Source organism: Cyanobium sp. Alchichica 3B3-8F6 (genome assembly GCF_024346435.1).
Taxonomy (GTDB): domain Bacteria; phylum Cyanobacteriota; class Cyanobacteriia; order PCC-6307; family Cyanobiaceae; genus Cyanobium_A.
Window position 1 is genome coordinate 48,634 of sequence record NZ_JAGQCZ010000002.1, and the last position, 26,735, is coordinate 75,368.

Sequence of the window (26,735 nt, forward strand, 5' to 3'; positions counted from 1 at the left end):
GCTGGAGCTTAGAACTCGCGGTCGGTGAGGATTTCGCAGCCATCACTGGTGACAGCGATGGTGTGTTCCCACTGGGCCGACCAGCTGCCATCCACGGTCACCACGGTCCAGCGGTCCTTGAGGGTGCGGCAGGCCTTGCTGCCGGCATTGAGGATCGGCTCCACCGCCAGAGTCATGCCCGGGCGCAGCTTCATGTTGGGCATGTCCCGGGTGCGGAAGTTGAACACCGAGGGCTCCTCGTGCAGGTTGCGGCCGACGCCGTGGCCGGTGTAGTCCTCGACCACCGCGAAGCCATGGGCTTCCACGTGGTCTTGCACGGCACCAGCGATGTCCAGCAGGGTGTTGCCGGCCTTGATCTGGGCCAGTCCCTTCATCAACGATTCCTGGGCCACCCGGCAGAGGGTCTGGGCCTCCTCGGTGGCGCCCTCCCCCACGCAGAGGCTGACGCAGCTGTCGCCGTGGTAGCCGTCGAAGTAGGCGCCGGTGTCGATCTTGACCAGATCGCCGGCCTGGATCACGCGCTTGCTGTTGGGGATGCCATGCACCACCTCGTTGTTGATCGAGGCGCAGATGCTGGCGGGGAAACCGTGATACCCCTTGAAGCTAGGGGTGGCACCCATCTCGCGGATGCGCTTCTCGGCGTGGCGGTCGAGGTCGCCGGTGGTCATGCCGGGGGCCGCCATCTCCAGGATTTCGCGCAGCACCGTGGCCACGATGCGGCTGGCCTGGCGCATCGTGTCGATTTCGCGGGCCGATTTGATCTCAACCCCGCGGCGACCTTTCTGAATGCGGGGGCCGGTCTCAACCACTGCGCTGCCGGCAGACCCCTTGGTGCTGGCCAGCAGATCGGCAAACAGATTCATGCTGGGAGACGCCGGCAGCGATGGAAAAGGCTCACCTTCAAGCTACCAATGGGACCGGATCGTTGCGGGCTCAGGCATGGCGTTTGAGGGAAGAGCGACACCTCAGCCGGTACACTGTCGGTTTGGCAAGGCGTCGCGGAGCTGAGATGGCAACGGAGTCGACAGACAATCAAGCCGTAAACCCGGCAGAGCAGGGTTCTGAGGAGGCCAGCGCCACCGAGACCAAGACGGCAGAAGCGAGCACGGCCACCGCTGTGCAGGCCAAGCCCGCCACGTCCGTGAAGGCCACCACCGGCAAGCTCAGCGCCCAGGACCTGATCCGCGCCTTTGAGGCCGAACAGCTCAAGGACGAACTCCCCGAGATCTACGTCGGTGACACCGTCAAGGTGGGTGTGCGAATTCGCGAGGGCAACAAGGAGCGCGTGCAGCCCTACGAAGGGGTGGTGATCGCCAAGCGCCACGGCGGTCTCAATGAGACCATCACCGTGCGCCGCATCTTCCAGGGCATCGGTGTGGAGCGGGTCTTCATGCTGCACAGCCCCCAGGTTGCTTCCGTGAAAGTGGAGCGCCGCGGTAAGGTGCGTCGGGCGAAGCTCTTCTATCTGCGCGATCGGGTGGGTAAAGCCACACGGGTCAAGCAACGCTTCGACCGCTGAGGTTGCCAACATGTTTCCTCACTGTCTGACGAGCATTCTTCAGACAGGGTGGTTTAACAAAAGCGGCCTCATGTTTACGGGGCATCGGCCTTGCGCCGTTAGTTCAGTTGGTAGAACGCAGGTCTCCAAAACCTGATGTCGGGGGTTCAAGTCCTCCACGGCGCGTTCGATGTCCCATTTTGCAGTTTCCAGGTTTCGAGCATGGAGTTGGATCTACAACCCGGAGATGTGGTCAAGGTGCTCGAATCAGCCGCTCTGGGGTGGGTTCGGGCGCGGGTGATCCGGGTGAAATCCGGTGGCCGTGTGGTCGTTCAGAGCGATCAAGGTCGTGAATTCACGGCACGGGGAAATCAGGTGCGCCTGATTGAGCCTGCGGGCTTTCGCCCCTGATCAGCCCTAAGGCTGCGCAATGCCCATTCGGGATGCCGGTCTGATTTGCATTCGCTGGTCTTTTGCCCAGTTGGTTGACGATCGGACCGGCGATCACGGATACTTTTCAAGTTGCTCAAGGGTCAAACCCCGAGCACGACACAGAACGCCGAAAGGCTGACTGGGACTGTAGTTCAACCGGTTAGAGCACCGCCCTGTCACGGCGGAAGTTGCGGGTTCGAATCCCGTCAGTCCCGTTTCCCCTGAATTAGGAGTTGTCCCTGTGGGTGCTGCGCAGTCCGTGGCAGGGCAAGCTTCTCGTCCAGTGCGTGTGCGACTGGCCCCGAGCCCCACGGGAACCCTGCATTTCGGCACCGCCCGCACGGCGGTGTTCAACTGGTTGTTTGCCCGGCGCCAGGGCGGGCAGTTTCTGTTGCGCATTGAGGACACCGATAAAGAGCGCAGCAAGGCTGAATACACCACCAACATCCTCGACGGGCTCCAGTGGCTGGGGCTCCAGTGGGACGGCGATCCAGTGATCCAGAGCGCCCGCATCGCCGAGCACCGGGCCGCGATCCAGCAGCTGCTCGATTCCGGCCAGGCCTACCGGTGCTTTGCCAGCGAAGCGGAGCTCACCGCCATGCGCGAGCAGCAGGCCGCCGAGAAAAAAGCCCCCCGCTACGACAACCGCCACCGCGATCTCACGCCCGAGCAGCAGCAAGCCTTCATCGCCGAGGGCCGCGAAGCCACCATCCGCTTCCGCATCGACGACGACGCCACCATCACCTGGACCGACCTGGTGCGCGGCCCGATGCGCTGGAGCGGCAGCGACCTAGGCGGTGACATGGTGATCGCCCGGCGCGCCCCCGCCGATCAGATCGGCGACCCCCTCTACAACCTGGTGGTGGTGGTGGACGACGCCGCCATGGCGATCAGCCACGTGATTCGCGGCGAAGACCACATCGCCAACACCGCCAAGCAGCTGCTGCTCTACGCAGCCCTCGGCGCCGAGCCTCCAGTGTTTGCCCACACCCCGCTGATCCTCAACCAGGAGGGCAAGAAGCTCTCCAAGCGGGATGGCGTCACCTCGGTGAGCGAGTTTCGAGCCATGGGCTACACCGCCGAAGCCCTGGCCAACTACATGACCCTGCTGGGCTGGTCGCCGCCGGAGGGCATGGGCGAGCGCTTCACCCTGGCCGAGGCCGCGGCAGTGTTCGACTTCGAGCGGGTCAACCGGGCCGGTGCGCGCTTCGACTGGGACAAGCTCAACTGGCTCAATGGCCAGGTGCTGCACGGCCTCGGCCCCGAGACCCTGCGGGAGCAGCTGGCCCCCCTGTGGGCTGAGCATGGCTGGGGCACGGAGCCCGGCCAGGTCAGCTCAGACCCCGCCTGGCAGATCGACCTCTGCAGCCTGATCGGCCCGTCCCTGAGCCTGCTCGCCGATGGGGTGGAGCAGGCGCGCCCCTTCTTCACCACCCCGGAGCTGCAGGAGGCCGCCGTGGCCCAGCTCGCCAGCGAGGGCGCCCGCCCAGCCCTCGCCGCGCTGCTGGAGCGGTTGCCCGAGCCCGCAACCAACGCAGCGCTGGACGGGGCGTTGGACGCTGAGCAGGCCCAGGCCCTGCTGGGCGAAGCCTGCGCCGCCGCCGGGGTGAAAAAAGGGGTGATCATGAAGAGCCTGCGGGCCGCCCTGCTCGGCAGCCTCCAGGGTCCCGACCTACTGGCCACCTGGCTGCTGCTGCACCGCAGCGGCGCCGACCGGCTCCGCATCAGCCGCTGCCTCTGAGAGCCCCAGCCTGCGGGCCAGGGGACCGGCGCTGAGGCCCTGCAGGCCCACGGTCAGCAGGATCGTCAGAAACACGAGCCCCTGCAGGCGGCCGGCCCCCACCACCCCAGCCTGCTCCAGGCGGATCGCAAACAGGCTGGCCACGGCAGCCGTGACGATGCCGCGGGGCGCCAACCAGGCCAGCAGGGCCCGCTGGGGCAGGCTGAAGTCGAGGCCCCAGGTGGCCAAGCCGATCGCCACGGGGCGCACCACCAGCATCAACACCAGCACGCAGGCCACGCCGCCCCAGCCCAGGGGGCTGAGCTCGGCCCAGCTCACATCAGCCGCCAGCAGGGGAAACAGCATCGTGATCGCCAACTGGGCCAGCTGGCGGATCAGCGCATCGAGCTCGGCGGCGTCGGTGTCAGGACGGCGACCCACCACCACCCCGGCCGCCACGGCCGCCGGCAAGCCCGATTCGGGCAGCAGCAGCTCACAGCCGCTGAACATCAGGAACAGGCTGCCTACCGTGAGCTGCAGCCGCAGGGCCCCGGCCGGCTGGGCAGGAATACGGCGCAGCACTTCAGCCAGCACCCAGCCGCACACGGCCCCGATCGCCACCCCACCGCCGAGCCGCTGCAGCAGCCCCTGAGCCAGCTCCCGCCAACCGTGCAAATCGCCCAGCGCCAGCTCCAGCAGCAGCAGGGCCAGCACAGCCCCAATCGGCTCCAGCACCAACCCCTCGCCGTCCAGCACCTCGCCCAGGGGCGGCGAGAGGCGGATCTGGCGCACCAGCGGATTCACCACCGTGGGCCCGGTGGCCAGCACGATGGCGCTGAACACCGCCGCCAGCGACCAGTTGAGCCCGGCCAGCCAGTGGGCGGCCAGCAGGCCGGCGGCAAGGGCCAGCACCAGCCGCACCAGCACGATGCGCAGCACCGCCTGCCTGGTGCCATCGTCGGGCAAGCGCAGGTTGATGCCGCCGTCAAACAGCACCAGGCTCACCAGCAGGCCCACCACCGTGCCCAGGCCTGGACCCAGATCCAAGGGCTCCACCAAACCAAAGCCGGAGCGGCCAATCACCAGGCCGGCGCTGAGCAACAGCACCACCCCGGGCAAACCCGTGAGCCAGGCCAGAGCCTGGGCGATCGCCCCGGAAAAAACAGTGACGCCCCAGAGCAGACCCAGCCGCTCAGGTGTCATTCATCGAGGGCGTTGAACTTGGGCTCCACGTGGATGCCGATCACGCCGCTGGGTCGCACCACCAGGTATTCGCCCTCCAGATCACTGATCGGCACGTTCACGAAGGTGTCGGGCGATGAGGCCGTCAGCACACCGCCATACCACTGCTGGAAGGCCTCCAGGGTCTGGAAGTGGACGGTTTCGGTCTGGCCGCCGCTCATGTGCAGATGCACGGCGTAGCGGCGGGGGATGCGGGACATGGCGTCGCTGCCGGCGGCGGGGGGACGGAGAACTCGGGCATGCCCACAGGATGCCCCAGAGCCTCAGGGTTGTGCCATGCCAGGCGCTGCAGCGCAACATCGCCGGCCACATAGAGGGGATGACGGGGCTGGCCGGCGGCCGTGAGCCCCAGGGCCCCCAAACGGCGACCCACCAGCAACGCAAGCACCACCTGATCCCGCCCCCGCCAGGCCCCCTGGTTGCCCCAGCCCAGCCAAAAGGTGGCCTCAGGATTCGCCACCAGGCGCCGCCGGATCCAGTCATCGCTGGCGCCCCCCACCGGATCCGCAGCGCGGCGCAGCACCGCGGGCGACGGGCTGACGCGGGCAAACAGATTGAGCACCTCCAAAGCGCCGTAGCCCCAACAGCGGGCAAAGCCCAGCAGCCGCCGCAGGGTGGGATCGTCGCGCCGGCCGTCGGCCCGCGAAGGATTGAGGCCGATGAAGATCAGCCGCGGCGCCGCCGGCTCCCACACCCGCTCCAGCCACCAGCGGTACTGGCCGCAGGGGCTGAAGGTGGCGGTGCTGGTGCTGGCGGTGGCCGTCGCCGTGGTCGTGGTCGCCTGCATGGTCTCGGCGTCTCCTGTCAAAATTGTGACCACAAAAAGAACCACATTTCTGAGAGGCGTCGACAAGAGGATCCCGACAACAGGGCCAGGAGAACAGGGCCCGGACAGTCGACGACACGGCACACCCAGTGCAGATTGGGCCCCGATCCCTAGCCTGAGCATGGCTGACCCCGTGGTGACAATCGCGGCATCCGAATTGACCCCCTGAGCTCTGGCAGGCTGGCTCGACCCATCACCGCTTGCAGCACCGTGGCCCCTGGCACCAAGCCCCTGCTGCTGCTGATCGATGGCCACTCCCTGGCCTTTCGCAGTTTCTATGCCTTCTCCAAAGGCGGCGAGGGGGGCCTGAGCACGAAAGAGGGCATCCCCACGAGCGTCACCTACGGCTTCCTCAAGGCCCTGCTTGACAACTGCAAGGGACTCAAGCCCAATGGTCTGGTGGTGGCCTTCGACACGGCCGAGCCCACCTTCCGCCACGAGGCCGACGCGGCCTACAAGGCCCACCGGGACGAGGCGCCGGAGCACTTTTTTGCCGATCTGGCCAACCTGCAGCAAATCCTTGCCGAAAGTCTCGACATCCCCTTGGCGATGGCGCCGGGCTACGAGGCCGATGACGTGCTGGGCACCCTGGCCAACCGGGCTGCCAACGCCGGCTGGCGGGTGCGGATTCTCTCCGGCGACCGCGACCTGTTCCAGCTGGTTGACGACGAGCGCGACATCGCCGTGCTGTACATGGGCGGCGGCCCCTACGCCAAAAACAGCGGCCCTACGGAGATCCGCCGCGACGGCGTGATCGCCAAGCTCGGCGTCACCCCGGAGGAGGTGGTCGACCTCAAGGCACTCACCGGCGACAGCTCCGACAACATCCCCGGCGTCAAGGGCGTGGGCCCCAAGACCGCCATCAACCTGCTGAAGGAGTTCGAGCATGTGGACGGCATCTACGCCGCCCTCGACCAGCTGGCCGAGTCCGACGCCTCCCGCCCCAAGCCCGCCCAGGGGGCCCTCAAGGGAGCCCTGATCGACAAACTGCGCGCCGACCGCGAGAACGCCTACCGCTCGCGGATGCTGGCCGAAATCCTGATCGACATTCCCCTGCCCGCCGAGCCGCGGCTGGAACTGGGGGCTGTGAAGGCCGAGGCCCTGGCCGGCAGCCTCGAGGAACTGGAGCTCTACAGCCTGGTGAAACAAGTGCCCACCTTCGCCCAGCTGTTCTCGGCCGTGCCGCCGCAGCCCAGCGAGGGATCCAGCCCCGCGGGCGGTGCGGCCGTCACAGCCACCGCAAATCAGGTTTCAGGTTGTGAAACAGAACGTTCAACAGATCCCAATCAGCCGCTCAACACTGGGCTACCGGCCCTGCAGCCCCAGCTGATCACCAGCCCCGAGGCCCTGGCGACCCTTGTATCCCAGCTCAACAGCTGCACCGACCCCGGGCGGCCCGTGGCCCTGGACACCGAAACCACCAGCCTCAATCCCTTCCAGGCCGAGCTGGTGGGCATCGGCCTGGCCTGGGGCGACGGCCGGGCCGAGCTCGCTTACATCCCGATCGGCCACCACAGCCCGCAGGCGCCCGATCTGCTCAGCGAGCCGCCGGCAACACCGCCTCAGCTGCCCCTGGATGCGGTGCTCACCGCCCTGGCCCCCTGGCTCGCCAGCGCCGCCCACCCCAAGGCCCTCCAGAACGCCAAGTACGACCGACTGATCCTGCTGCGCCACGGCCTGCCGCTGGGCGGGGTGGTGATGGACACCCTGCTGGCCGATTACCTGCGCGATGCCGGCGACAAACACGGCCTCGAGGCCATGGCCGCGCGCAACTTCGGATTCACCCCCACCAGCTACACCGACCTGGTGCCCAAGGGCGCCAATTTTGCCGCCGTGGCAATCGCCGAAGCCGCCCTGTATTGCGGCATGGATGTGCACCTCACCTGGCGCCTGGCCCAGCTGCTGCGCCGCGAGCTCACGGCCATGGGCGAGGCCCTGCCCCAGCTGCTCGACCAGCTGGAGCTGCCCCTTGAGCCGGTGCTGGCCCTGATGGAGGCCACCGGCATCCGCATCGACACCGCCTACCTGGGCGAACTCAGCAGCGAGCTCAAAACCACGCTCGAGCGCCTGGATGCCGAGGCCAAAGCGGCCGCTGGGGTCGACTTCAACCTGGCCTCGCCGAAGCAGCTGGGCGAGCTGTTGTTCGACACCCTCGGGCTCGACCGCAAGAAATCCCGCAAGACCAAAACCGGCTGGAGCACGGATGCGGCGGTGCTCGAAAAACTCGAAGACGCCCACCCAGTGGTGCCTCTGGTGCTGGAGCACCGCACCCTCAGCAAGCTCAAGAGCACCTATGTGGATGCCCTACCGGTGCTGATGGAGCCGGAAACGGGGCGGGTGCACACCGATTTCAACCAAGCGGTGACGGCCACTGGCCGGCTCTCCAGCAGCAACCCCAACCTCCAGAACATCCCGATCCGCACCGAGTTTTCGCGGCGGATCCGCAAAGCCTTTCTGCCGGAGGAAGGCTGGAGCCTGATCAGCGCCGACTACTCCCAGATCGAGCTTCGTATCCTGGCCCACCTCAGCGGCGAGGAGGTGCTGGTGGAGGCCTACCGCACGGGTGATGACGTGCATGCCCTCACCGCCCGCCTGCTGCTGGAGAAGGACACGGTGACGCCGGATGAGCGCCGCCTGGGCAAAACGATCAACTTCGGCGTGATCTATGGCATGGGCGCCCAGCGCTTCGCCAGGGAAACGGGCGTCAGCCAGGCCGAGGCCAAAGACTTCCTCACCAAATACAAACAGCGCTACCCGAAGGTGTTTGCCTTCCTTGAGCTGCAGGAGCGGCTGGCCCTGAGCAGGGGCTACGTGGAAACAATCCTGGGCCGGCGCCGGCCGTTCCACTTCGATCCCAACGGCCTAGGCCGCCTGCGCGGCAAGGATCCCCTGGAGATCGACCTGGAGGTGGCCCGCCGCGGCGGCATGGAGGCCCAGCAGCTGCGGGCCGCCGCCAATGCGCCGATCCAGGGCTCCAGCGCCGACATCATCAAGCTGGCGATGGTCCAGCTGCATCGCGAGCTGGAGGCGGCCCAGTGTCCGGCAAGGCTGTTGCTGCAGGTGCACGACGAATTGGTGCTGGAGGCGGCTCCCGAAGCGCTCGAGCCGGTGCTCACCCTGACGCGTGAAACCATGGAGCGGGCCGTAACCCTCTCGGTGCCCCTGGTGGTGGAAACCGGCGTCGGCCCTAACTGGATGGATGCGAAGTGACAGCTAGCCTAATGACCCTGAAGCTCACCAACACCCTCAGCCGCCGCGTCGAGCCGTTTGAGCCCCTAGTGCCGGGGGAGGTAAGCATCTACTGCTGCGGGGTGACGGTCTATGACCTCTGCCACCTGGGCCACGCCCGCAGCTACATCGCCTGGGATGTGTTGCGCCGCTACCTCAGCTGGAGCGGCTACCGGGTGACGTTCGTGCAGAACTACACCGACATCGACGACAAGATCCTCGGCCGCGCCGCCGAGGAGGGCAGCTCGATGGAAGCGGTGAGCGAGCGCAACATCGAGGCCTTCGTGGCCGACATGGCCCGGCTCAACATCCTGCCGCCGGATCGCATGCCCCGGGCCACCCGATCGCTCGATGCCATTCGCACCCTGATTGAGGAGCTCGAGGCCAAAGGGGCCGCCTACAGCGCTGATGGCGATGTGTACTTCGCCGTGATGAAGCACGCCGGCTACGGCAAGCTCTCCGGCCGCGATCTGGCCGAACAGCAGGACAATGCGGCGGGCCGGGTGGGCACGGAAGAGGAAGCCCGCAAGCAGCACCCCTTCGACTTCGCCCTCTGGAAAGGCGCCAAACCCGGCGAGCCCAGCTTCCCCTCCCCCTGGGGACCGGGGCGGCCGGGCTGGCATATCGAGTGCTCGGCGATGGTGCGCGAGGAGCTGGGCAACACGATCGACATCCACCTCGGTGGTGCCGATTTGATCTTTCCCCACCACGAAAACGAGATCGCCCAGTCGGAAGCAGCCACCGGCCAACAGCTGGCCCGCTACTGGCTGCACAACGGCATGGTGAATGTGGGCGGACAGAAGATGTCGAAATCCCTCGGCAACTTCACCACCATCCGCGCCCTGCTGGATTCGGGGGTCTCACCGATGACGCTGCGCCTGTTCACCCTGCAGGCCCACTACCGCAAGCCCCTCGACTTCACCGCCGAAGCCCTCGAGGCCGCCGCCACCGGCTGGAAGGGCCTCAACGCCGCCCTCGGCCTGGCCAGCACCGCAAGCGCCGCACCCGGCGCCACCCCAGAACTCGCCGCCGCCCGGGCGCGCTTTACCGCCGCCATGGACGACGACCTCAACACCTCAGCAGCCCTGGCGGTGCTGTTTGAGCTGGCCAAACCGCTGCGCGCGCTCGCCAACCGGCTGGAGCGGGGCGATACCAGCGCCGCTGCCGAGGCAACCAGCCCATCCCTGGCCGCCCAGGGCGAGCTGCTGCGGGAGCTGGCGGGGGTGCTGGGCCTCGAACCCGAAGCCGGCGATGCCGCCCAAGCCGCAACAGAAGGCCCCAGCACCGATGAGATTCAAGCCCAGATCGAGGCGCGCCAGGCCGCTAAGGCCGCCCGCAACTTCGCAGAGGCCGACCGCATCCGCGACGCCCTCAAGGCCCAGGGCATCGAGCTGATCGACCGACCCGGCGGCGTCACCGAGTGGCTGCGGAACTGAGTGGCTGCGCAGCTGAGGCGTCAGTCCTCGCCCCTGCCGGCTGCCGGCGCCTCCTGACCCTGCATCAGCCGCTCGATCTTGCGAATCCGCCGCAGGGTGGCGATCCACACCTCCTTCTGAAACCCGGGCGGGCAGGTTTCCACCAGCGCTTCCAGGTCTTCCTTGCGCTCGAAGGCATCCCACAGCTGGCGCTCTAGCCGGGCCCGCTCGATGAAATTCCAGCGCTGGAAAAAAGCGTTCACGGGCCCAAGCCTCGGCAGCCCACGGAGCCTACGAAGCAGCGATGGAGCCGGGGGCAGCTTTAGCCCGTCCAGCTGTGCAGCAGATCGGCGATCGACACGGTCAAGCCCACTGCGATCGCCAGTGGCGACACCCAGCGCAAGCCAAACAACAGCAGCCGCTGCAGCCGCGGCGAGCTGTCGCAGCCAGCCAGGTCGGACTGCAGGCGCTGGGGGGCCACCCAACCCAGCAGCACCGCCATCGCCAACCCCGCGGCAATCAGCAGCACCCCACCAAACAGGGCGTCCATGCGCTCCAGCACCGTCACGTTGAGGGCGGCGGGCAGGCCCAGCAGGGTGATCGCCAGCACGCACAACCAGGTGGTGCGGCGTCGGCTCCAGCCCAGCCGGTCGATCAGCGAACTCACCGGCACCTCCAGCAGCGACACCGATGAGGTGATCGCCGCGATGTAGGCCAGGGCGAAAAACAACACCGCCACCAGCCGCCCGGCTCCCCCCAGCGAAGCCAGACCGGTGGGCAAGGCAATGAACAGGGCGCCCACCGTGCTGCCACTCACCACATCGCCCAGGCCAAAGCTGGCCACCACGGGGAAGGTGACGCAACCCGCCATCAGGCCCACGGCCGTGTCGAGCCCCACCACGCTCACGGCCTCGCGCGGCAGGGCGCTGCTCTGATCGAGGTAGGCCGCGTAGGCCAGGATGCAGCCGATGCCAGCACCAATCGAGAAGAAGGCCTGGGTGAACGCGTTGCGGATCGTGGTGGGATCGATCAGCTTGCTGGGATCCCAGCGCAGCAAAAAGCCCTGGTAGCCCTCCTGGGCGCCCGGCAGGAAGCTCGCCCAGATCGCCAGGGCCAGCAGCAACACAAACAGAAGCGGCACGCCCCAGCTGGTGAGCCGCTCAATGCCGCGCCGAATCCCGGCCGCCACCACCAGGCCGGTGAGGCCCATGCTCAGCACCTGGCCCAGCACCGCCGGGCCGCCGTTGCTGATGCCGACGAAATGGGCTTCCGCTGCGGCCATGTCAGCCGGCAGCTCGCGCAGCAGCGCCTCCACCAGGCTCAGGCCGGTCCAGCCCATCAGCACGGCGTAGTAAGCCAGGATCCCCACGGCCGCCGCCAGAAACAACCAGCCCAGCGGCGCCCAGCGGCGACCGCCAGCCGTGATCGGTGCCAGCAGTGGGGAGTGGCCTGTGCTGCGGCCCAGCACCATCTCGGCCACCAGCACCGGCAGACACACCAGGGCCACGATCAGCACGTAGAGCAGCACGAAGGCCGCCCCGCCCCCCTGGGAGGCCCGGTAGGCGAAGCCCCAGAGATTGCCCAACCCCACCGCACTGCCGGCGGCCGCCAGCACAAAGCTCAGGGCCGAGCCCCAGCTCTCGGGCGGGCGGCCCCGCTCAACGGCAGCAGGGTTTGGAGCTGAGGGGCTCGGGGCTGGCTGGCTTGAACGGGGGCGGACCATCCAGGGGGCTGCCGAAGTTGCCCCAGTGTCCGGCACACCGCAAGCGCAGCGGCGCCCCCGTAACGGGATGGCGCAGCCGCAGGCCGGCGGCATGGAGCAGCAGGCGTGGTGCTGAGGCCGGATCTCCATAGAGCGGATCGCCAAGCACCGGATGCCCCAGCCAGGCGAGGTGCACCCGCAGCTGGTGGGAGCGGCCGGTATGGGGTTGCAGCAGCAGGGTGCTGCCAGACCGGCAAGGATCCAGCCGCCGCCAGCGGGTGAGGGCCGGTTTGCCGCCGGCCGCCACCGGCACCACGCCATAGCGGGGCGGCCGGGTGGCGAGGCGCGCCAGGGGCTGATCGATCAGGCCGCCACGGGCCGCCGGCACCCCCTGCACCCGCGCCAGGTAGGTCTTGTGCACGCGCCGATCGGCAAAGGCGCCACTCAGCAGTCGGTGGGTGTCGGCATCCCGGGCCAGCAGGATCAGGCCCGAGGTGTCGCGATCGAGGCGGTGCACCAGCCGGGCTTCGGGCCAGCGGCGCTGGGCGCGGCTGATCAGCGAATCAGCCAACTCGGGCCCCAGCCCCGGCTGGCTCAGCAGGCCCGACGGCTTGGCCAGCGCCAGCAGCCAGGAGTCGCAAAACACCAGCTCCACGTCAGCCAGGTCCTGCCCCAGGAGCTCAGCCACCCATCTCGGCCACGCCAACGCGCTGCTGCAGCCACTCCAGGCCCACCACCAGGGCCACGCCGAGTGCCCCCAGCAGCAGCGCCACCACCAGGGCCCCAGCATCGGGGGGAGCCGCCAGGGCATCGCGCAGCACCACCAGCTTGCCCTTGGCGTTGGTGGCGCTGTCCAGAACGGTGCGGAAGGGCCAGATCTTCCAGAGCGAGCCGGCCATCACACCCACCAGCAGGGCCACGGTCTGGCCATGCCAGCGCTGCAGCAACCAACGCAGCAGCCGCACGAAACTGAGCAGCCCCACCACGCAGCCCAGGGCGAAGGGCAGCAGGGTCGGCAGGTCGAGTCCTTTGACGGCCTCCATCACGTGCTGGTATTGGCCCAGGATCAGCAGCAGGAAGGAGCCGGAAATCCCCGGCAGGATCATCGCCATGATCGCCACAGCCCCGCTCCAAAACACAGTGAAAGGGTCGTGGGGCATGGTCACCGGCACCCGCGTGACGAACACCAGCGCCGCCGCCGCCCCAATCGCCATCGCCACCAGCCCGCTGCTTCCCCAGTGGGCCTGGCGGGCGATCAACACGATCGAACCCACGATCAAGCCGAAGAAGAAGGCAAACAAAAAGACCGGGTGATCTTCGTAAAGCCAGGTGATCGGCCGCACCAGCAGCAGCACCGAAGCCGCCACACCAGCCAGCAGCGGCAGCAGAAAACCCAGCCGCACGCGGGCCGCCGCCGCCGCCCAGCGCCCCTGGCCCATCAGCTTCAAAAGCCCCAGATCGAAGCCGGCGATGGCCTCCAGCAGGGTGGCGTAGATGCCCAGGATGAAAGCCATCGAGCCGCCGCTGACGCCGGGCACCACATCGGCGGCACCCATGGCCAACCCGCACAGCAGCACGTAGGGCCGCGAAGGCTGGGCAGCCAGCGAACGCGCTTCGGTCATCAGCAGGGGGCAATGGGAGACTGAGTCGCCGAAACCTTAAGGGGACCCGCCGTGAAAGCCATCAGCGTGCTGGGCTCCACTGGTTCGATCGGCACCCAAACCCTGGAGCTGGCCGAGGAGTTTCCGGATCGCTTCCGGGTGGTGGCGCTCACCGCCGGCAACAACCTCGATCTGCTGGTGGAGCAGATCCGCCGCCACGCCCCCGAGGCGGTGGCGCTGGCCGATCCCGAACGCGTGGCCGAGCTGCGCGAGCGGCTGAACGCCCTGGAGCCCGCCGCCCGGCCGGCCCAGCTGCCCGAACTGCTGGGCGGCTCCGACGGCCTCTGCGCAGCAGCCGCCTGGCCCACGGCCGATCTGGTGGTGACGGGAATTGTGGGCTGCGCCGGCCTGCTGCCCACCCTGGCCGCCATCCGCGCCGGCAAAGACCTGGCCCTGGCCAACAAGGAAACCCTGATCGCCGCCGGCCCGGTGGTGTTGCCGGAGCTGGCGAAATCAGGCTCGCGGCTGCTGCCGGCCGATTCGGAGCACTCCGCCATCTTCCAGTGCCTGCAGGGCACCCCCTACGCCGAAACCGCGCGGCTCTCCACCGGCGTGCCCACCCCGGGCCTGCGCCGCATCCAGCTCACCGCCAGCGGCGGCGCCTTCCGCGACTGGGATGCGGCTGATCTGGCCAAGGCCACCGTGGCTGATGCCACCAGCCACCCCAACTGGAGCATGGGCCGCAAGATCACCGTCGACAGCGCGTCGTTGATGAACAAGGGCCTCGAGGTGATCGAAGCCCACTACCTGTTCGGCCTGGATTACGACGCCATTGAGATCGTGATCCACCCGCAATCGATCATCCACTCGATGGTGGAGCTGACCGATTCCTCGGTGCTGGCCCAGCTGGGCTGGCCCGACATGAAGCTGCCGATTCTGTATTGCCTCAGCTGGCCGGAGCGGCTCACCACCCCCTGGCGCCGCTTGGATCTCACCGAAGTGGGCTCGCTCACCTTCCGCGCCCCCGACCCGGCCAAATACCCCTGCATGCAGCTGGCCTACGCAGCCGGCCGCGCTGGCGGCACCATGCCGGCGGTGATGAACGCCGCCAACGAGCAGGCCGTGGCTCTCTTCCTCGAGGAGCAGATCCACTTCCTCGATATTCCGAAACTGATCGACGTGGTGTGTGATCGCCACCAGGCCGACCTCACCGCCAACCCCTCCCTGTCCGACGTGTTGGCCGTGGACGCCTGGTCCCGTCAGGCGGTGCGTGAGGCTGCAGCCCGGTTGAACGCTCGCCCCACCGCCGCACTCCCCGCCTGAGCCAGCGCCAGTGGTGAAAACTTCGTGATCTCCCACCACCTGCTGCTCTGCGCCACCCCCAACAAAGCGCTCTGCTGCCCCGATCCAGCCGTGGGGGCCGCCAGCTGGGACACCCTCAAGCGCCTGGTGCGCGAGCTGGGCCTGGAGGATCCGCAACGCCCCGAGGGGATCGTGCTGCGCACCAAGGCCGACTGCCTGCGCATCTGCGCCGAGGGCCCGATCCTGTTGATCTGGCCCGAGGGCATCGTCTACGGCGGCGTTACCCCCGAGCGCATCGAGCGGATCCTGCGGGAGCACGTGCTCGGCGGCACCCCGATCGAGGCCTGGATCCTCAAGCGCATGTCCTTCAGCGCACCAGCAGCCGGTTCAGCCAGCGCACCGTGAGCTGATCGCCCCAGCAGCTCAGTGGGGCATCGCCGACGCCATGGAAGCCGTTGTGGCCACCACGGGCCGTGAACTCCACCTCCACCCCGGGTAGCGACTGGGCCGCCAGGGCCTGGGCACCGCTGACCGGCACCCAGGGATCGTCGAGGGCATGCAGCAACAGGGTGGGCGGCAGGGCCGGTGGGTCGCTGCTGCCGTCCCCATGGGCACCCAGCAACCGGGGCAGGGGCGAGGCCTCCTGGTAGTAGTGCTCCACTGAGCGGTAGCCCCAACGGGGGGCGGTGATGGCGGCGTCGAAGGCGCGGATCGTGCGGGGGCGATCCGGACCCTCCAGCGCCCAGCGCTCGGCGGCGCTCACCCCGAAGGGATCGGCGAGGGTCTGGGCACAGAGCCGGCGCAGCAGCCAGCGCTGGTAGACGCGGTTGCGGGGCTGCTCAATCTGCTGGGAGCAGCGGGCCAGATCCAGCGGACTGCTGGTGCACACCAGTGCATCCAACGCCCCCGGGGCGGCCAGGGCTGCGTTCAGCAGCATCGTGCCCCCCAGCGAAATCCCCACCCCCAGCAGCGGCCGGCTTCCGGCCTGCTCGCGCGCTCGAAGCAGCACCGGCAAGAGATCGCGATCGCAGCGGGCCGCATAGGTGCCCGGCGCCAGCGGCCGGCCCGGGCCCGCCCCACGCAGATTCAACCGCCACACCGCAAAACCAGCGGCCTGCAGACTCAGGCCCATCCGCCGCAGGCCTTCCCGCTCACTGGATCCCCCCAGCCCATGCAGCAACACCACCAAGCCCCGCGGCTCCGCCCGCTGGCCAGGAGCAACCGGCCGCGGCGGGTCGACCATTGCCAGCAGGGAGGCCTGATCCCCCACCGCCAGGGCCAGGGGTTCCCCCTGATCCGGCGGCAACAGGGGCGGCTTGAAGGTGTCCCGCAGGGTCTGCAGGTCGGGGCCGATCCAGGGCCAGCGCTGCTGGAATGGAGCCAGCCCCAGGCCCTGCACCAGCTCCTGCATCACCCGCTTCAGGCGGCCGCCTTCTTGCCCACGCCCATGCTGCGCAGCTCGCTGAGCAGGCCATTCAGCACCACCTTGGCATCGCCAAACACCATGGCCGTCTGGGGCAGCTCAAACAGGGCGTTCTTGATGCCGGCGTAGCCCGCTCCCAGGCTGCGCTTGACCACAAACACCTGGCGGGCCTGATCCACTTCGAGCACGGGCATGCCGTACAGCGGACTGCTGGAATCGCTCTTGGCGTCGGGGTTCACCACGTCGTTGGCGCCCAGCACGATCACCACATCGGTGCGGGGGAATTCGGGGTTGATCGTGTCCATCTCGAGCAGTTGCTCGTAGGGCACGTCGGCCTCCGCCAGCAACACATTCATGTGGCCCGGCATGCGGCCGGCCACCGGGTGAATCGCATAGCTCACCTCCACCCCATGGGCCTCCAGCAGCTTGGAGAGCTCCCGTAGAGCGTGCTGGGCCTGGGCCACGGCCAGGCCGTAGCCCGGCACGAACACCACCCGCTCAGCGGCCTCAAGCGCCAGGGCGCATTCCTCGGCGCTGCAGCTGGTGATGCGGGTGTAGCCCGCCTCGTCGCCGCCACCGCCCACGCTCGCAGAACCCCCGAGGGCGCCGCCGAACAGAACGCTCACCAGGGAGCGGTTCATGGCGGTGCACATCACCTGGGTGAGGATCAGGCCCGCTGCGCCCACCATGGCGCCGGCCACGATCAGCAGCTGACTGCCCACCACAAAGCCGGTAGCGGCAGCGGCCACCCCGGAATAGGAGTTGAGCAGGGAGATCACCACGGGCATGTCGGCCCCGCCGATCGGCAGGGTGACGCCAATGCCCAGCAAGCTCGAGGCCACCACCAGCAGCCAGAGGGGAGAGCCGGCCATCGCCCCAGGCAGGGCCAAAGCCCCCACCAGACAGGCCACCGCCAGGGCGATGTTGACGCCGTGGCGCAGGGAGCTCTGGGTCCAGCCGGGGGTGTCGATCCAGCCCTGCAGCTTGCCCATCGCCACGATCGAGCCGCTGAAGGTGATCGCGCCCACAAACACGGAGATCACGATCGAGATCTGCTCCACCAACCCCGGGGAGCCTCCCGAGCCGTAGAGCGCCACACCGAGGGCCACCAGCAGCGACGCCATGCCGCCGCAGCCGTTGAACAAGGCCACGGTTTCGGGCATGGCTGTCATCGGCACCCGCCGGGCGGTGACCAGCCCCAGCAACCCGCCCACGGTGGTGCCAATGGCAATCCAGAGCCAGGCCTGGGGGCTGAGGGGCTGCTGAATCAGCAGGCCCAGCACCGCCAGACCCATGGCCAGGGCGGCCAGGCCATTGGCGGAGCGGGCCGTGCTCACCTTGGAGAGGCCCTTGATGCCCAGGGCCAGCAGCAACACCGCCACCAGGTCGATCAGGGCGGGCAACAGATTCAGTCCGGCCATCAGCGTGCCCCCCCGGAGCGGGTCTTTTTACGAGAAAACATCGCGAGCATGCGGTCGGTGACTAGGAAGCCGCCCACCACGTTGAACAGGGCGAAGCCGAGCGACAGGGAACCCAACACCAACAAGGGCACCTGGCCGTTGGCCTGGCCGATCAGGGTGAGCGACGCCAGCATCGTGATGCCACTGATGGCATTGGCGCCACTCATCAGCGGCGTGTGCAGGGTGGGCGGCACCTTGCCGATCAATTCAAGGCCCAGCAGGCTGCCGAGTAGCAGCACCCACAGGGCTTGGGTCAGGGCACTCATCAGTTGGCTCCGGAAACGAGGTCGGGGAAACGGCAAGCGCCGGCGTGGGTGAGCAGGCAACCCGCCACGATCGGGTCCTCCTGGGTGATCAGCTCGTCGAGCTGGAAGCCGCCCTCACCGAGCACGTGCTCCACCAGGGCAGCCAGGTTGCGCGCATAAAGGGCACTGGCGTGGTTGGCCACGGAGCTGGGCAACCCGTCGCCACCAATCAGCAGCACCCCATGGCGCTCCACGGTCTGGCCGCACACCGTGCCGGCGCAGTTGCCGCCCTGGGCCACCGCCAGGTCCACCACCACCGAGCCGGGCCGCATGCCCGCCAGCATCTCCTCGGAGATCAGCCGTGGTGCCCGCCGGCCCGGCACCTGGGCAGTGCAGATCACCATGTCGGCCAGGGCCAGCTGCTCGGCCAGCTGCTGCCGCTGGGCCGCCAGGAAAGCCTCACTGGCCGCCTTGGCATAGCCGCCCGACTCGGCCGGGCGCTCCTCCTGCTCGGGCGGCGCCAGAAAACGCCCACCCAGCGATTCCACCTGCTCCTTGGCCGCCGGCCGCACGTCGCTCACGTACACCACCGCTCCCAACCGCCGGGCCGTGGCCAGGGCCTGCAGACCGGCCACCCCAGCACCGAGGATCAGGGCCCGGGCTGGCTGGATCGTGCCGGCGGCCGTCATCAGCATCGGCACGTAGCGATCGAGGGCCGCCGCCGCCAGCAGCACCGCCTTGTAGCCGGCGATGTTGGCCTGCGACGACAGCACATCCATGCTCTGGGCCCGGCTGATTCGGGGCAAAAGCTCCAGGGCCAGAGCCGAAACGCGGCGGGCCTGGAGCTGCTCCACCATCGCCGCCGCTCCGTAAGGAGCCAGCAGCCCGGCCACCAAGGCGCCGGGCTTGAGCTGATCGAGCACCTCGGCAGCTGGCGGGTTAACGCAGAGCACCGCATCAACTCCCCCGCCAAGGCCGGCCCCAGACTCCACCAGCTGGGCGCCGGCATCGGCGTAGTCGGCGTCGGCAAACCCGGCAGCCAGGCCCGCCCCCTGTTCCAATCGAACATTCAGGCCGCGGGCCCGCAGGCGCCGCACCGTTTCTGGGGTAGCCGCCACTCGGCACTCCCCAGCACTGCGCTCCCGCAGGATCAAGACATCAGCCAAGTGGATCCCCAGAGGCCCTCTCGTTCTATTAGGGGGGAATGCCCCTACTGGGGGCAACACACTGAAGGAAAATGTGCGCAGTTGCCCATCGCAGTTGCCCATCTAGCAGCTGCCCGGCCAACCCGGCAGGGAGTCAGAACAGGGGCAAGAGCTCCTGTTCCACGCAACTGGCCTGGGGCAGGGCGCCCTGGTGACGCAGGTGGCGGGCCCGCAGGATCATCGGATCGATGTCGCATTCCAGGGCCCAGCACTGGTTGAGATGGCGTTGCTGCTGGGCGAGGGGCCAGGCCCAGCCATTGGGATCGGAGCAGGGATGGGCCATGGCGAGCGCAGCGCAGACCTTGTGAATGGCCCGAACGTAGGCACGGCTGGGCCCAAACCCATAGGCCACATCACTCATTTGCCGCAAGCCTGCTGACGGCCCGGCCACCCTGGCCACAATGGCGCGATGGCCTTCCCCTCGTTTGATCTGGGCATCAAGGCGCCGGCAACTCCTGGGATCCGGCCCAGGCAGTGGCAGAGCCGCCTGATCCAGTTGCTGCGAGCCCGCCTGGTTAATAGCCAGCCGGGCGGTCACGACGTGCTGATTCACGCCGGCCCGGGAGCCGGCAAGACGCTGGGCGCCCTGCTCAGCTTCCACACCCTGCAGCGGGAGCAACGGCTCGATCGCTTTCTGGTGTTCTGCCACCGCAGCTCGATCGCCCGCCAGTGGCTGGCGGCCGCAGAACGCTTGAACCTGCGTTTGCGGGAGTGGGACCCCGAGCAGGGGCTGGCCGCCCTGGGGGCCCCCAGCGCCTGGGATGGACTGCTGTTGAGTTACCAGAGCGCCGGCCGGCACCGCAGCCATCTCGAAGCCAGGTTGCCCGAGGCCGGGCTCGGCCGCTGGCTGGCCATTGCCGATGAGGTGCACCACCTGGGCCTCGATCCGGACGAACCGGAAGCCGCCGCCTGGGGATTCGCCTTCAGCCAGCTCACCGCCGGAGCCCAGCTGCGACTGGGGCTCACCGGCACCCCCTTCCGGGCCGACAACCTGGCCTTCTGCGCCGCCCGCCGGGTGCGGGTGCAGGAGGGTGATGACGTGATCGAGCGGATCGTCCCCGACCTGAGCGTCGAACCGCGCCACTTGATCCTGGCCGGAGACGTGCGGCCGCTGGAATTCCGCTTTCAGGACGGCTGGGTGGAGCACGGCCGGCCCCAGGCCAGCGCCGATACCGAAACCTCGCCCCTCTCGGCCGAAGTGCGCGAGAGCTGGCGGGCCCGCAATCTGCGCCGGGCGATCCAACTGGGCGACAGCAGCAGCATTGCCCTGCGGCTGCTGCTCAATGCCCGCAAGCGACTGGAGCGGGTGCGCACCAGTCATCCCGAGGCGGGAGGGCTGGTGATCGCCCGCGACATCGCCCACGCCCGCCGCATCACAGGGCTCCTGGAGGAGGAGGGCGATCGGGTCCACCTGGTGCACTCCCAGGATCCGGACGCCGCCGCGCGCCTGGCTGCCTTCCAGGCCGGGGAAGCCGATTGGCTGGTGAGCGTCGACATGTGCGCCGAAGGCTTCGATGCCCCGCGGCTGCGGGTGGTGGCCTACTTGACCACCGTGGTCACCCGCAGCCGCTTTGTGCAGGCGATCACCCGGGCCGTGCGCATGGATGGCCACCGAGCCGCAGTGGAAGGGGTGCCGCGGGATGCCTCCTTCGTGTTTGCCCCCGCCGACCCGCTGTTGATCCGCTACGCCCGCAGCTGGTCGCTCAGCGAGCCCTATCTGATCCGCGCCAAGTTGGCGGCCCCACTGAGCGATGCCGGCGGCCTTGCCCGGGGCGGCCAGCTCCCCCTGGAAGCGGTGGATGAGCACCTGGGAGAAGTGATCCGCATGGGCGGACCGCAGCTGCCGGGTTTTCTGCACTAAATGGCGCTATCCGTGCTGCAGAAATACAAGCATTTACTGCAAATACGCGACGTTGTGTCAACCAATACCTCATCCGGGCGCACGCCCCGGCAGCGTGGTTCCAACCAAGGGGGAGAGCGGAGCATGAACGCAGCAGTGAATCGCCGTCTCACCGTTGCCGTCAGCTGGGCTTTGGCCCGTCGCGCCACCCTCGACTGCCTCGAGCACTACGAAGAAAGCTTTGCGGTCACAGAAGAATTCCGTGAGTGGCTGCTCTGCCTGGAGGAGCATCCCGAACTCCTGGCCGCCAGCGTGTTGATGGTGCCCAACGACCTGGGCCAGGGCATTTGCCCGGAAAGCGACGGACTCCTGGAAATTTGAGTTAACTCAAAAAAATTTCGAAGATTGCAGCCTTGGCCTTTGCTGCTGCACGCCCCGGGCCAACACGCCCGAGCAGCCCATCCCTTAGGCTCAACTCATAGTCGATCCGCTTACGTCATGACCGCTCCGGGGCTGGCTGTCGAAAATCTGGTGATCGTGGGCTCGGGCCCCGCCGGCTACACGGCCGCGATCTACGCGGCGCGGGCCAACCTCAGCCCCCTGCTGGTCACCGGCTTCCAGGACGGCGGCATTCCCGGCGGTCAACTGATGACCACCACCCACGTTGAAAACTTTCCCGGCTTTCCCGACGGCATCCTCGGCCCGGAGCTGATGGACCAGATGAAGGCCCAGGCCGTGCGCTGGGGCACCCGCCTGGTGGAGGCCGATGCCACCGCCATCGACCTCGCCCAGCGGCCCTACCGCATCACCGCGGAAGGCCAGACGATCGAAGCCCAGGCTGTGATTCTGGCCACGGGCGCCAGCGCCAACCGGCTGGGTCTCCCCAGTGAGGAACAGTTCTGGAGCCGGGGCATCAGCGCTTGCGCCATCTGCGATGGCGCCACCCCCCAGTTCCGACAGGCCGAACTGGCCGTCGTCGGCGGTGGCGACTCGGCCTGTGAAGAGGCGGTTTATCTCACCAAATACGGCAGCCATGTGCACCTGATCGTGCGCGGCGACAAGCTGCGGGCCAGCGGTGCCATGGCCGACCGCGTGCTGGCCAACCCAGCCATCACCGTGCACTGGAACCGTCAGCTGGCTGATGCCAGCGGCGGGGACTGGCTGGAGGCCATCACCCTGCGGGATGCCCACAGCGACGCCACCGAGGAGCTGGCCATCAAAGGCCTCTTCTATGCCATCGGCCACACCCCCAACACCCGTCTGGTGAAGGGCCAACTCGAGGTGGATGGCCATGGCTACCTGGTAACCCAGCCCGGCCGACCCGAAACCAGCCGCGAAGGCGTCTACGCCGCCGGTGACGTGGCCGATGCCGAGTGGCGTCAGGGCATCACCGCGGCGGGCAGCGGCTGCCAGGCAGCCCTCGCCGCCGAGCGCTGGCTGACCCACCACAACCTGGCAGTCACCGTCAGCCACGAGCCGGTGGACCCCGCCGAGGTGGGCGAACCCAAGCGCACCGCCGAAAGCGATGAGAGCAACTACGACCCCCAGGCTCTCTGGCAGAAAGGTGGATTTGCGCTGCGCAAGCTGTATCACGACAGCACCAGGCCCCTGCTGGTGGTGTACACCTCACCGAGCTGCGGACCCTGCCACGTGCTCAAGCCCCAACTCAAGCGCGTGCTCGATGAGCTCGGCGGTGCGGCCCAGGGCGTGGAGATCAACATCGAAGCCGATCAGGAGATCGCTGTGCAGGCCGGGGTCACCGGTACGCCCACGGTGCAGCTGTTCCACAACAAGGAGCTCAAGCAGACCTTCCGGGGCGTGAAGCAACGCAGCGAGTTCAAGGCCGCCATCGAAGCCCTGATCGGAGTGCCGGCCTGATCAGCGGCGACGCGGACCGCCGGGACGGTTGCCGCCGGGACGGGGACCAGCGGCCGCATTGCGCTCCCGGTAGGTGATGCGCCCGCGGGTGAGGTCGTAGGGGCTGATCTCCACCAGCACCTTGTCGCCTGCCAGCAGCTTGATCCGGAACTTGGTGAGCTTGCCCGCCGCCCGGCAGAGGCATTGGTGACCAGCCGGCTGCTCCAGGGTCACCAGGTAAAACCCGTTGCCCTGTTCCTTTTCAATCACACCGGAGGTCTCGATCATGCGGGGAGGCTGTCTTGGGAATCAATCGCTGCCAACAGCTTAATTGCCGCCCGACAGGCGATAGGGTCTCTGGCACTTGTGCCGTTCCGGCATCGCCATGCTTCTGCCGCCTCTGTCAATAGATCTGGGGCTGCTGCTGATCTCCATCGGCGTGGTGAACCTCTGGAAAGCCCGCCAGGCCAGTTGAGGCCAGGCTCCTCATCAGCCTCCCCTGACCACCCTCCTCTTCCACAAGCCCTACGGGGTGCTGAGCCAGTTCACTCCCGAACCGGGCAGCCACTGGGAGTGCCTGGCGACCTTCATCAAGGTGCCTGGGGTGTACGCCGCCGGCCGACTTGATGCCGACAGCGAGGGGCTGCTGCTGCTCACCAGCAACGGCCGGCTGCAGCAGCGCCTCACCGATCCCAGCTGCGGCCATTGGCGCCGCTACTGGGCCCAAGTGGAAGGGCAGGCAGCCAACCAGCCCCAAGCGATGGAGCAGTTGCGCAGCGGCGTGCTGATCCAGGGCCAACGCACCATGCCGGCACGCGCCCAGGTGATCGCCGATCCAGCCCTGCCCGAGCGCACCCCCCCGATCCGTCAGCGCGCCGCCATTCCCACCAGCTGGATCGAGCTGGAGCTGCGGGAGGGTCGCAATCGCCAGGTGCGACGCATGACCGCCGCCGTGGGCCTGCCCACCCTGCGGCTGCTGCGGGTGGCCATCGACCTGATGGATGGGGACGCCCCGCTCGACCTTGCGGGCCTGGCCCCGGGTGAATGGCGCGAGGTGACGGCAATGGAAGCGGCCCGCCTGGAGCAGCTGCTGCAGCGCCGAGCAGGCGTGGGCTGGAGCTCACCCGGACGGGGCGGCCGGGCGGGGGGCGGGAAATCCGGCCGAGCCGGGGGAGGCGGATAGGGCGGCTTAGCCGACCACATCCTTGAGTTCGCGCACGGTCTGCAACTGACCGTAGTAGTAATTCGCCCGAGCACGACGGTCGCCATCCTCGAGGGTGTCGAAGGCATCGAAACCCAGGGCCTGCCAGAGCTCGTGGCCGCAGGCTCGGTTGAGCTCTTCAATCGCCTCGGCTTCAAGGTTCGCCAGACGGCGCTGCAGGTTTTTGATCTGGGCAACCGACATGCACGCATCCGAGCGACAGCCCAATAGTACAGGCGCACTGGCGCCCGAGCTTCAGAAGGGCAGCTTCTTCTTGGCTTCCTTGTCGAGATCCGATTCCATCTCCCGCAGGCGCCGGAGAATCGTGTCGTAGTACTCCTTGAGATAGGCCTCCAGGCCTGTGGTTTCGGCTGGGTCGAGACCAAACGCCTCGTAGCTGGCCTGCATCGGTGCGTCGAGGGCCGTACCGCCGCCGGTCACCGCCTCAAAGGCCAGCCGCTCGGCCACATTCAAACTGGCTTCGAAGAAGCCGGTCACCGACCGCATCAGGCCGAGCAGGGCCGGTGGCACGCGGAACGTGCGGGCCTCCTTGCCGGTGAAGCGCTCACACAACTGGGTGATTTCGCTGGTGGTCCAGGCGCGCAGACCCACCACCGGAAAGGCCTGACGCACGGTCTGGGGATGCTCCAGGGCAGCCACGGCAAAGCGGGCCATGTCCTGGGTGTTCATGTAGGCGATGGGGGTGGGCGAACCACTCACCCACACCGTCTGGCTTTCCAGCACGGGAATGGCGAACTGGCTGATCACGCCCTGCATGAAGGCCACGCCACGCAGGATCGTGTAGTCGAAATCAGAGGCCATCAACCAGTCTTCTGTGCAGGCCTTGATGTCCATCAGGGGCACATCACGGTGTTGATGCGCATCCAGCAGCGACACAAACACGACCCGCTTCACACCGGCGGTCTGGCAGGCCGCAAACAGGTTCTGTTTACCTCTCCAGTCGATGTCGTAAGAGCTACCGGAATCGGTCGCCCGGGCGGTGGCCGCGTCGATCACCGCGTCCTGCCCTTCGAGGGCATAGGCCAGGCTCTCGGGCTCCAGCAGGTCGCCGCGGGTGAGCTCACAACCCCACTCCTGCAGGAAGGACGCCTTGCGGGGCGAGCGCACCATGCAGCGCACCTGGTGGCCGGCGTCGAGGGCTCGGCGGGCGACCTGACGCCCCAGAGTGCCCGTCCCGCCAACCACCAGAACCTGCATCGCCAACGCTCAAGCGGGCCTGAGCCTAGGCGTCGGCTGGGTCGAGCCGGGAGCAGAGGCCGCTTCGACAGGCAGTCGTCAGTCTTTGTCGGCCAATTTCAGCAACAGGGCACCACCGGCGAGCCCCACGGGAATCAGCACCCAGAACAGGGCTGCGGTGCCGAAGATTTCAGAGGCCATGGGCCGGTGGGCGAAAGGCCCTCCTATTTAGCAGCGCCAGCGGCCGGGGCGGCCAACCGCTGGGCAATCTGCAGGATCACGCTCCAGGGCGCGTCGCTGCGCAGCTGAGCCGGCATCACGCCGCTGGCCAGCGCCACCCAGCCCTCGGCCTGCAAGGCGGCCACCAGGGCCGCCAAGGGCGGCGGGCCGCAACTGAGCCGGCGGGCGATCTCAGCGGTTGGCCAGCAGACGGGCGGTACCCCTGGATCGGCCGCCAGCTGGCCCAGCAAGCGGGCACCCGCAGCGCCGAGGCTGCCGGGCAGGGTGTCGCCGAGGCTGGCCATCGCTGCCAGCAGCGCCGGATCCTGCAGCGGGCCGATCCAGAGGGGCCCACTGATCGCTAGGGGCTGGGCAACCCTGGGCTGGGCCTGGCTTGCGGGGCAGAGACAGGGCAGCCACTGGCGCAGCCGCAGCAACGGCTGCACCTCCTGGGCGCCGCAACCATGGCAGTGGGCCAGCAGGCCGAGCTGCTGCTCCTCACCGCATCCAGCTCGGCGCCGCAACCGCACCGCGGTGCGAAACGTGCGTCCCTCACTGAAGCTGAACAGGGGCTCCACCCCACGCCTCATCGCCCAGGCTGCCCGCGCCACCGTGCCGAGCTGCAGACGCAGGGCCAGCTCCCAGCTGGCCGGATGGGCACGGGCCGCTGCCCCCAGCAACCGGATTGCGGCCGGCCGGTCGTGGCCGGTGGGGGAGCGGCCGTCGGTGCTGGCCAGATAGAGCACGCCGTCGAAGGCCACCGCCTCCAGGGCCAGCGGCAGCAGGGCCGTGGGGCAGCCGAAGCCATCGAGATCCACCAGCTCGAAGCGCTCCTGGCGTTGCAGGCACTCCGCCAGCAGGTGCTGGGCCGTGCGGGCGCTGCAGCGCAAACCCTTCAGGCCCGCGAGATTGCGCTCCAGCAGGGGCAGCCGATCGGGATCAGCGTCGTTGGCCCACACCGCCTCGGCTCCCCCCTCCAGCCCATAACGCAGGGCGCGGATGCCACAGCCAGCCATGGCATCGAGCACCCGCAGCGGGCCGCGGGCCGCCAGGGAGGCCGCCAGCAGCACCCCCAGATCGCGGGAGGGGCGCGACTCCGGCCGGAAAAAGCCGCTGCCGGGC

The 26,735-nt window shown here is 68.2% G+C and carries 29 protein-coding genes and 2 tRNA genes; 13 read left to right on the forward strand and 18 right to left on the reverse strand.

Going from position 1 to position 26,735, the window contains the following annotated elements:
- Nucleotides 1-8 precede the first annotated feature (8 nt).
- The gene (map, locus tag KBY65_RS02010) at nt 9-863 is read right to left on the reverse strand and encodes a type I methionyl aminopeptidase (RefSeq protein WP_094560986.1); all 855 of its coding nucleotides are present in this window, start codon (nt 861-863) and stop codon (nt 9-11) included.
- 146 nt (nt 864-1,009) lie between these two features.
- Between map and rplS the strand changes: the two genes are divergently transcribed.
- From rplS to gltX, 5 genes are all read left to right on the forward strand, one after another.
- The gene (gene rplS, locus KBY65_RS02015) at nt 1,010-1,519 is read left to right on the forward strand and encodes a 50S ribosomal protein L19 (RefSeq protein WP_254987734.1); all 510 of its coding nucleotides are present in this window, start codon (nt 1,010-1,012) and stop codon (nt 1,517-1,519) included.
- A gap of 92 nt (nt 1,520-1,611) precedes the next feature.
- Nucleotides 1,612-1,684: transfer RNA gene (locus tag KBY65_RS02020), tRNA-Trp, on the forward strand.
- A gap of 36 nt (nt 1,685-1,720) precedes the next feature.
- A complete protein-coding gene (locus KBY65_RS02025) occupies nt 1,721-1,909 on the forward strand; it encodes a hyperconserved protein Hcp (protein ID WP_006043540.1) in 189 nt (62 codons plus the stop codon).
- 162 nt (nt 1,910-2,071) lie between these two features.
- A tRNA-Asp gene (locus KBY65_RS02030) sits at nt 2,072-2,145 on the forward strand.
- Between the two features lie 68 nt (nt 2,146-2,213).
- A complete protein-coding gene (gene gltX, locus KBY65_RS02035; protein ID WP_255000348.1) occupies nt 2,214-3,671 on the forward strand; it encodes a glutamate--tRNA ligase in 1,458 nt (485 codons plus the stop codon).
- On the opposite strand, the gene KBY65_RS02040 is transcribed toward gltX, so the two are convergent.
- The 3 genes from KBY65_RS02040 to KBY65_RS02050 are packed head-to-tail and all read right to left on the reverse strand — an operon-like array spanning nt 3,603 to nt 5,679.
- Nucleotides 3,603-4,853, reverse strand: a complete 1,251-nt coding sequence (locus KBY65_RS02040) for a cation:proton antiporter (protein WP_255000349.1) — start codon at nt 4,851-4,853, stop codon at nt 3,603-3,605. The two genes, gltX and KBY65_RS02040, sit on opposite strands and share 69 nt — an antisense overlap.
- The gene (locus KBY65_RS02045; protein WP_094560978.1) at nt 4,850-5,092 is read right to left on the reverse strand and encodes a hypothetical protein; all 243 of its coding nucleotides are present in this window, start codon (nt 5,090-5,092) and stop codon (nt 4,850-4,852) included. The genes KBY65_RS02040 and KBY65_RS02045 overlap by 4 nt, the downstream gene beginning before the upstream one ends.
- Nucleotides 5,050-5,679, reverse strand: coding sequence for a DUF1643 domain-containing protein (locus KBY65_RS02050; RefSeq protein WP_255000350.1), 630 nt, complete (start codon nt 5,677-5,679; stop codon nt 5,050-5,052). The genes KBY65_RS02045 and KBY65_RS02050 overlap by 43 nt, the downstream gene beginning before the upstream one ends.
- A gap of 249 nt (nt 5,680-5,928) precedes the next feature.
- Here KBY65_RS02050 and polA point away from each other — a divergent pair, with 249 nt between their 5' ends.
- Both polA and cysS read left to right on the forward strand, forming a co-directional pair.
- Nucleotides 5,929-8,928 (forward strand): DNA polymerase I, encoded by a 3,000-nt coding sequence (gene polA, locus KBY65_RS02055; RefSeq protein ID WP_255000351.1) that lies wholly within the window; start codon nt 5,929-5,931, stop codon nt 8,926-8,928.
- Nucleotides 8,929-8,939: 11 nt separating this feature from the next.
- Entirely contained in the window at nt 8,940-10,382 is a 1,443-nt protein-coding gene (cysS, locus tag KBY65_RS02060; protein ID WP_094560972.1) for a cysteine--tRNA ligase, read from the forward strand.
- 20 nt (nt 10,383-10,402) lie between these two features.
- Here cysS and KBY65_RS02065 read toward each other — a convergent pair whose 3' ends face one another.
- The 4 genes from KBY65_RS02065 to KBY65_RS02080 are packed head-to-tail and all read right to left on the reverse strand — an operon-like array spanning nt 10,403 to nt 13,685.
- On the reverse strand, nt 10,403-10,624 hold the full coding sequence (locus KBY65_RS02065) for a hypothetical protein (RefSeq protein WP_255000353.1): 222 nt from the start codon (nt 10,622-10,624) through the stop codon (nt 10,403-10,405).
- A 59-nt stretch (nt 10,625-10,683) separates the two neighbouring features.
- A complete protein-coding gene (locus KBY65_RS02070; RefSeq protein WP_255000354.1) occupies nt 10,684-12,084 on the reverse strand; it encodes a sodium-dependent transporter in 1,401 nt (466 codons plus the stop codon).
- Nucleotides 12,020-12,751 carry an RluA family pseudouridine synthase gene (locus KBY65_RS02075; RefSeq protein ID WP_255000355.1) on the reverse strand — a complete coding sequence of 244 codons (732 nt, stop codon included), beginning with the start codon at nt 12,749-12,751 and terminating at the stop codon, nt 12,020-12,022. Before KBY65_RS02075 ends, KBY65_RS02070 begins: the two co-directional genes overlap by 65 nt.
- Nucleotides 12,744-13,685 carry a DUF368 domain-containing protein gene (locus KBY65_RS02080; protein WP_255000356.1) on the reverse strand — a complete coding sequence of 314 codons (942 nt, stop codon included), beginning with the start codon at nt 13,683-13,685 and terminating at the stop codon, nt 12,744-12,746. Before KBY65_RS02080 ends, KBY65_RS02075 begins: the two co-directional genes overlap by 8 nt.
- Before the next feature lie 51 nt (nt 13,686-13,736).
- Between KBY65_RS02080 and KBY65_RS02085 the strand changes: the two genes are divergently transcribed.
- Nucleotides 13,737-14,987: a 1-deoxy-D-xylulose-5-phosphate reductoisomerase gene (locus KBY65_RS02085; protein WP_255000357.1), complete on the forward strand. Its 1,251-nt coding sequence runs from the start codon at nt 13,737-13,739 to the stop codon at nt 14,985-14,987.
- A 24-nt stretch (nt 14,988-15,011) separates the two neighbouring features.
- The gene (locus tag KBY65_RS02090; protein WP_255000359.1) at nt 15,012-15,371 is read left to right on the forward strand and encodes a (2Fe-2S) ferredoxin domain-containing protein; all 360 of its coding nucleotides are present in this window, start codon (nt 15,012-15,014) and stop codon (nt 15,369-15,371) included.
- On the opposite strand, the gene KBY65_RS02095 is transcribed toward KBY65_RS02090, so the two are convergent.
- The 5 genes from KBY65_RS02095 to KBY65_RS02115 form a co-directional block, all read right to left on the reverse strand.
- Nucleotides 15,334-16,377, reverse strand: a complete 1,044-nt coding sequence (locus KBY65_RS02095; protein WP_255000361.1) for a YheT family hydrolase — start codon at nt 16,375-16,377, stop codon at nt 15,334-15,336. The two genes, KBY65_RS02090 and KBY65_RS02095, sit on opposite strands and share 38 nt — an antisense overlap.
- A gap of 8 nt (nt 16,378-16,385) precedes the next feature.
- Nucleotides 16,386-17,810 carry an NAD(P)(+) transhydrogenase (Re/Si-specific) subunit beta gene (locus KBY65_RS02100; protein ID WP_255000362.1) on the reverse strand — a complete coding sequence of 475 codons (1,425 nt, stop codon included), beginning with the start codon at nt 17,808-17,810 and terminating at the stop codon, nt 16,386-16,388.
- On the reverse strand, nt 17,810-18,115 hold the full coding sequence (locus KBY65_RS02105) for an NAD(P) transhydrogenase subunit alpha (protein ID WP_094560956.1): 306 nt from the start codon (nt 18,113-18,115) through the stop codon (nt 17,810-17,812). The genes KBY65_RS02100 and KBY65_RS02105 overlap by 1 nt, the downstream gene beginning before the upstream one ends.
- Nucleotides 18,115-19,260 (reverse strand): NAD(P) transhydrogenase subunit alpha, encoded by a 1,146-nt coding sequence (locus tag KBY65_RS02110; RefSeq protein ID WP_255000364.1) that lies wholly within the window; start codon nt 19,258-19,260, stop codon nt 18,115-18,117. The genes KBY65_RS02105 and KBY65_RS02110 overlap by 1 nt, the downstream gene beginning before the upstream one ends.
- Nucleotides 19,261-19,393: 133 nt before the next feature.
- A complete protein-coding gene (locus tag KBY65_RS02115) occupies nt 19,394-19,660 on the reverse strand; it encodes a hypothetical protein (RefSeq protein ID WP_315860018.1) in 267 nt (88 codons plus the stop codon).
- A gap of 48 nt (nt 19,661-19,708) precedes the next feature.
- Here KBY65_RS02115 and KBY65_RS02120 point away from each other — a divergent pair, with 48 nt between their 5' ends.
- The 3 genes from KBY65_RS02120 to trxB all read left to right on the forward strand — a co-directional run bounded on the left by KBY65_RS02120 (nt 19,709) and on the right by trxB (nt 23,017).
- Nucleotides 19,709-21,160 carry a DEAD/DEAH box helicase gene (locus tag KBY65_RS02120; protein WP_255000365.1) on the forward strand — a complete coding sequence of 484 codons (1,452 nt, stop codon included), beginning with the start codon at nt 19,709-19,711 and terminating at the stop codon, nt 21,158-21,160.
- 123 nt (nt 21,161-21,283) lie between these two features.
- On the forward strand, nt 21,284-21,520 hold the full coding sequence (locus KBY65_RS02125; RefSeq protein WP_094560950.1) for a hypothetical protein: 237 nt from the start codon (nt 21,284-21,286) through the stop codon (nt 21,518-21,520).
- Between the two features lie 117 nt (nt 21,521-21,637).
- Nucleotides 21,638-23,017 (forward strand): thioredoxin-disulfide reductase, encoded by a 1,380-nt coding sequence (gene trxB / locus KBY65_RS02130; protein WP_255000366.1) that lies wholly within the window; start codon nt 21,638-21,640, stop codon nt 23,015-23,017.
- Here the strand turns inward: trxB and infA are convergent, their stop codons facing one another.
- On the reverse strand, nt 23,018-23,284 hold the full coding sequence (gene infA / locus KBY65_RS02135; protein ID WP_094560946.1) for a translation initiation factor IF-1: 267 nt from the start codon (nt 23,282-23,284) through the stop codon (nt 23,018-23,020).
- A 211-nt stretch (nt 23,285-23,495) separates the two neighbouring features.
- On the opposite strand from infA, the gene KBY65_RS02140 reads away from it, so the two are divergent.
- Nucleotides 23,496-24,179 (forward strand): pseudouridine synthase, encoded by a 684-nt coding sequence (locus KBY65_RS02140; protein ID WP_255000496.1) that lies wholly within the window; start codon nt 23,496-23,498, stop codon nt 24,177-24,179.
- A gap of 6 nt (nt 24,180-24,185) precedes the next feature.
- On the opposite strand, the gene KBY65_RS02145 is transcribed toward KBY65_RS02140, so the two are convergent.
- The 4 genes from KBY65_RS02145 to KBY65_RS02160 form a co-directional block, all read right to left on the reverse strand.
- Nucleotides 24,186-24,401, reverse strand: coding sequence for a hypothetical protein (locus KBY65_RS02145; RefSeq protein ID WP_094560942.1), 216 nt, complete (start codon nt 24,399-24,401; stop codon nt 24,186-24,188).
- 51 nt (nt 24,402-24,452) lie between these two features.
- Entirely contained in the window at nt 24,453-25,415 is a 963-nt protein-coding gene (locus KBY65_RS02150; protein ID WP_094560940.1) for an NAD(P)H-binding protein, read from the reverse strand.
- Between the two features lie 78 nt (nt 25,416-25,493).
- A complete protein-coding gene (gene petM, locus KBY65_RS02155) occupies nt 25,494-25,595 on the reverse strand; it encodes a cytochrome b6-f complex subunit PetM (protein ID WP_094560938.1) in 102 nt (33 codons plus the stop codon).
- 23 nt (nt 25,596-25,618) lie between these two features.
- Nucleotides 25,619-26,683, reverse strand: a complete 1,065-nt coding sequence (locus KBY65_RS02160; protein WP_255000367.1) for a N2,N2-dimethylguanosine tRNA methyltransferase — start codon at nt 26,681-26,683, stop codon at nt 25,619-25,621.
- Nucleotides 26,684-26,735 lie beyond the last annotated feature (52 nt).

What these genes read in the sequence shown, in the direction of transcription:
- KBY65_RS02050 (WP_255000350.1), bottom strand. Translation starts at nt 5,679, where the DNA reads ATGCAGGCGACCACGACCACGGCGACGGCCACCGCCAGCACCAGCACC.
- cysS (WP_094560972.1), top strand. Translation starts at nt 8,940, where the DNA reads ATGACCCTGAAGCTCACCAACACCCTCAGCCGCCGCGTCGAGCCGTTT.
- KBY65_RS02040 (WP_255000349.1), bottom strand. Translation starts at nt 4,853, where the DNA reads ATGACACCTGAGCGGCTGGGTCTGCTCTGGGGCGTCACTGTTTTTTCC.
- KBY65_RS02105 (WP_094560956.1), bottom strand. Translation starts at nt 18,115, where the DNA reads ATGAGTGCCCTGACCCAAGCCCTGTGGGTGCTGCTACTCGGCAGCCTG.
- infA (WP_094560946.1), bottom strand. Translation starts at nt 23,284, where the DNA reads ATGATCGAGACCTCCGGTGTGATTGAAAAGGAACAGGGCAACGGGTTT.
- trxB (WP_255000366.1), top strand. Translation starts at nt 21,638, where the DNA reads ATGACCGCTCCGGGGCTGGCTGTCGAAAATCTGGTGATCGTGGGCTCG.
- KBY65_RS02145 (WP_094560942.1), bottom strand. Translation starts at nt 24,401, where the DNA reads ATGTCGGTTGCCCAGATCAAAAACCTGCAGCGCCGTCTGGCGAACCTT.
- KBY65_RS02080 (WP_255000356.1), bottom strand. Translation starts at nt 13,685, where the DNA reads ATGACCGAAGCGCGTTCGCTGGCTGCCCAGCCTTCGCGGCCCTACGTG.
- KBY65_RS02045 (WP_094560978.1), bottom strand. Translation starts at nt 5,092, where the DNA reads ATGTCCCGCATCCCCCGCCGCTACGCCGTGCATCTGCACATGAGCGGC.
- KBY65_RS02150 (WP_094560940.1), bottom strand. Translation starts at nt 25,415, where the DNA reads ATGCAGGTTCTGGTGGTTGGCGGGACGGGCACTCTGGGGCGTCAGGTC.
- KBY65_RS02070 (WP_255000354.1), bottom strand. Translation starts at nt 12,084, where the DNA reads ATGGTCCGCCCCCGTTCAAGCCAGCCAGCCCCGAGCCCCTCAGCTCCA.
- rplS (WP_254987734.1), top strand. Translation starts at nt 1,010, where the DNA reads ATGGCAACGGAGTCGACAGACAATCAAGCCGTAAACCCGGCAGAGCAG.
- KBY65_RS02095 (WP_255000361.1), bottom strand. Translation starts at nt 16,377, where the DNA reads ATGCAGGAGCTGGTGCAGGGCCTGGGGCTGGCTCCATTCCAGCAGCGC.
- KBY65_RS02025 (WP_006043540.1), top strand. Translation starts at nt 1,721, where the DNA reads ATGGAGTTGGATCTACAACCCGGAGATGTGGTCAAGGTGCTCGAATCA.
- KBY65_RS02125 (WP_094560950.1), top strand. Translation starts at nt 21,284, where the DNA reads ATGAACGCAGCAGTGAATCGCCGTCTCACCGTTGCCGTCAGCTGGGCT.
- KBY65_RS02100 (WP_255000362.1), bottom strand. Translation starts at nt 17,810, where the DNA reads ATGGCCGGACTGAATCTGTTGCCCGCCCTGATCGACCTGGTGGCGGTG.
- KBY65_RS02115 (WP_315860018.1), bottom strand. Translation starts at nt 19,660, where the DNA reads ATGAGTGATGTGGCCTATGGGTTTGGGCCCAGCCGTGCCTACGTTCGG.
- KBY65_RS02120 (WP_255000365.1), top strand. Translation starts at nt 19,709, where the DNA reads ATGGCCTTCCCCTCGTTTGATCTGGGCATCAAGGCGCCGGCAACTCCT.
- map (WP_094560986.1), bottom strand. Translation starts at nt 863, where the DNA reads ATGAATCTGTTTGCCGATCTGCTGGCCAGCACCAAGGGGTCTGCCGGC.
- petM (WP_094560938.1), bottom strand. Translation starts at nt 25,595, where the DNA reads ATGGCCTCTGAAATCTTCGGCACCGCAGCCCTGTTCTGGGTGCTGATT.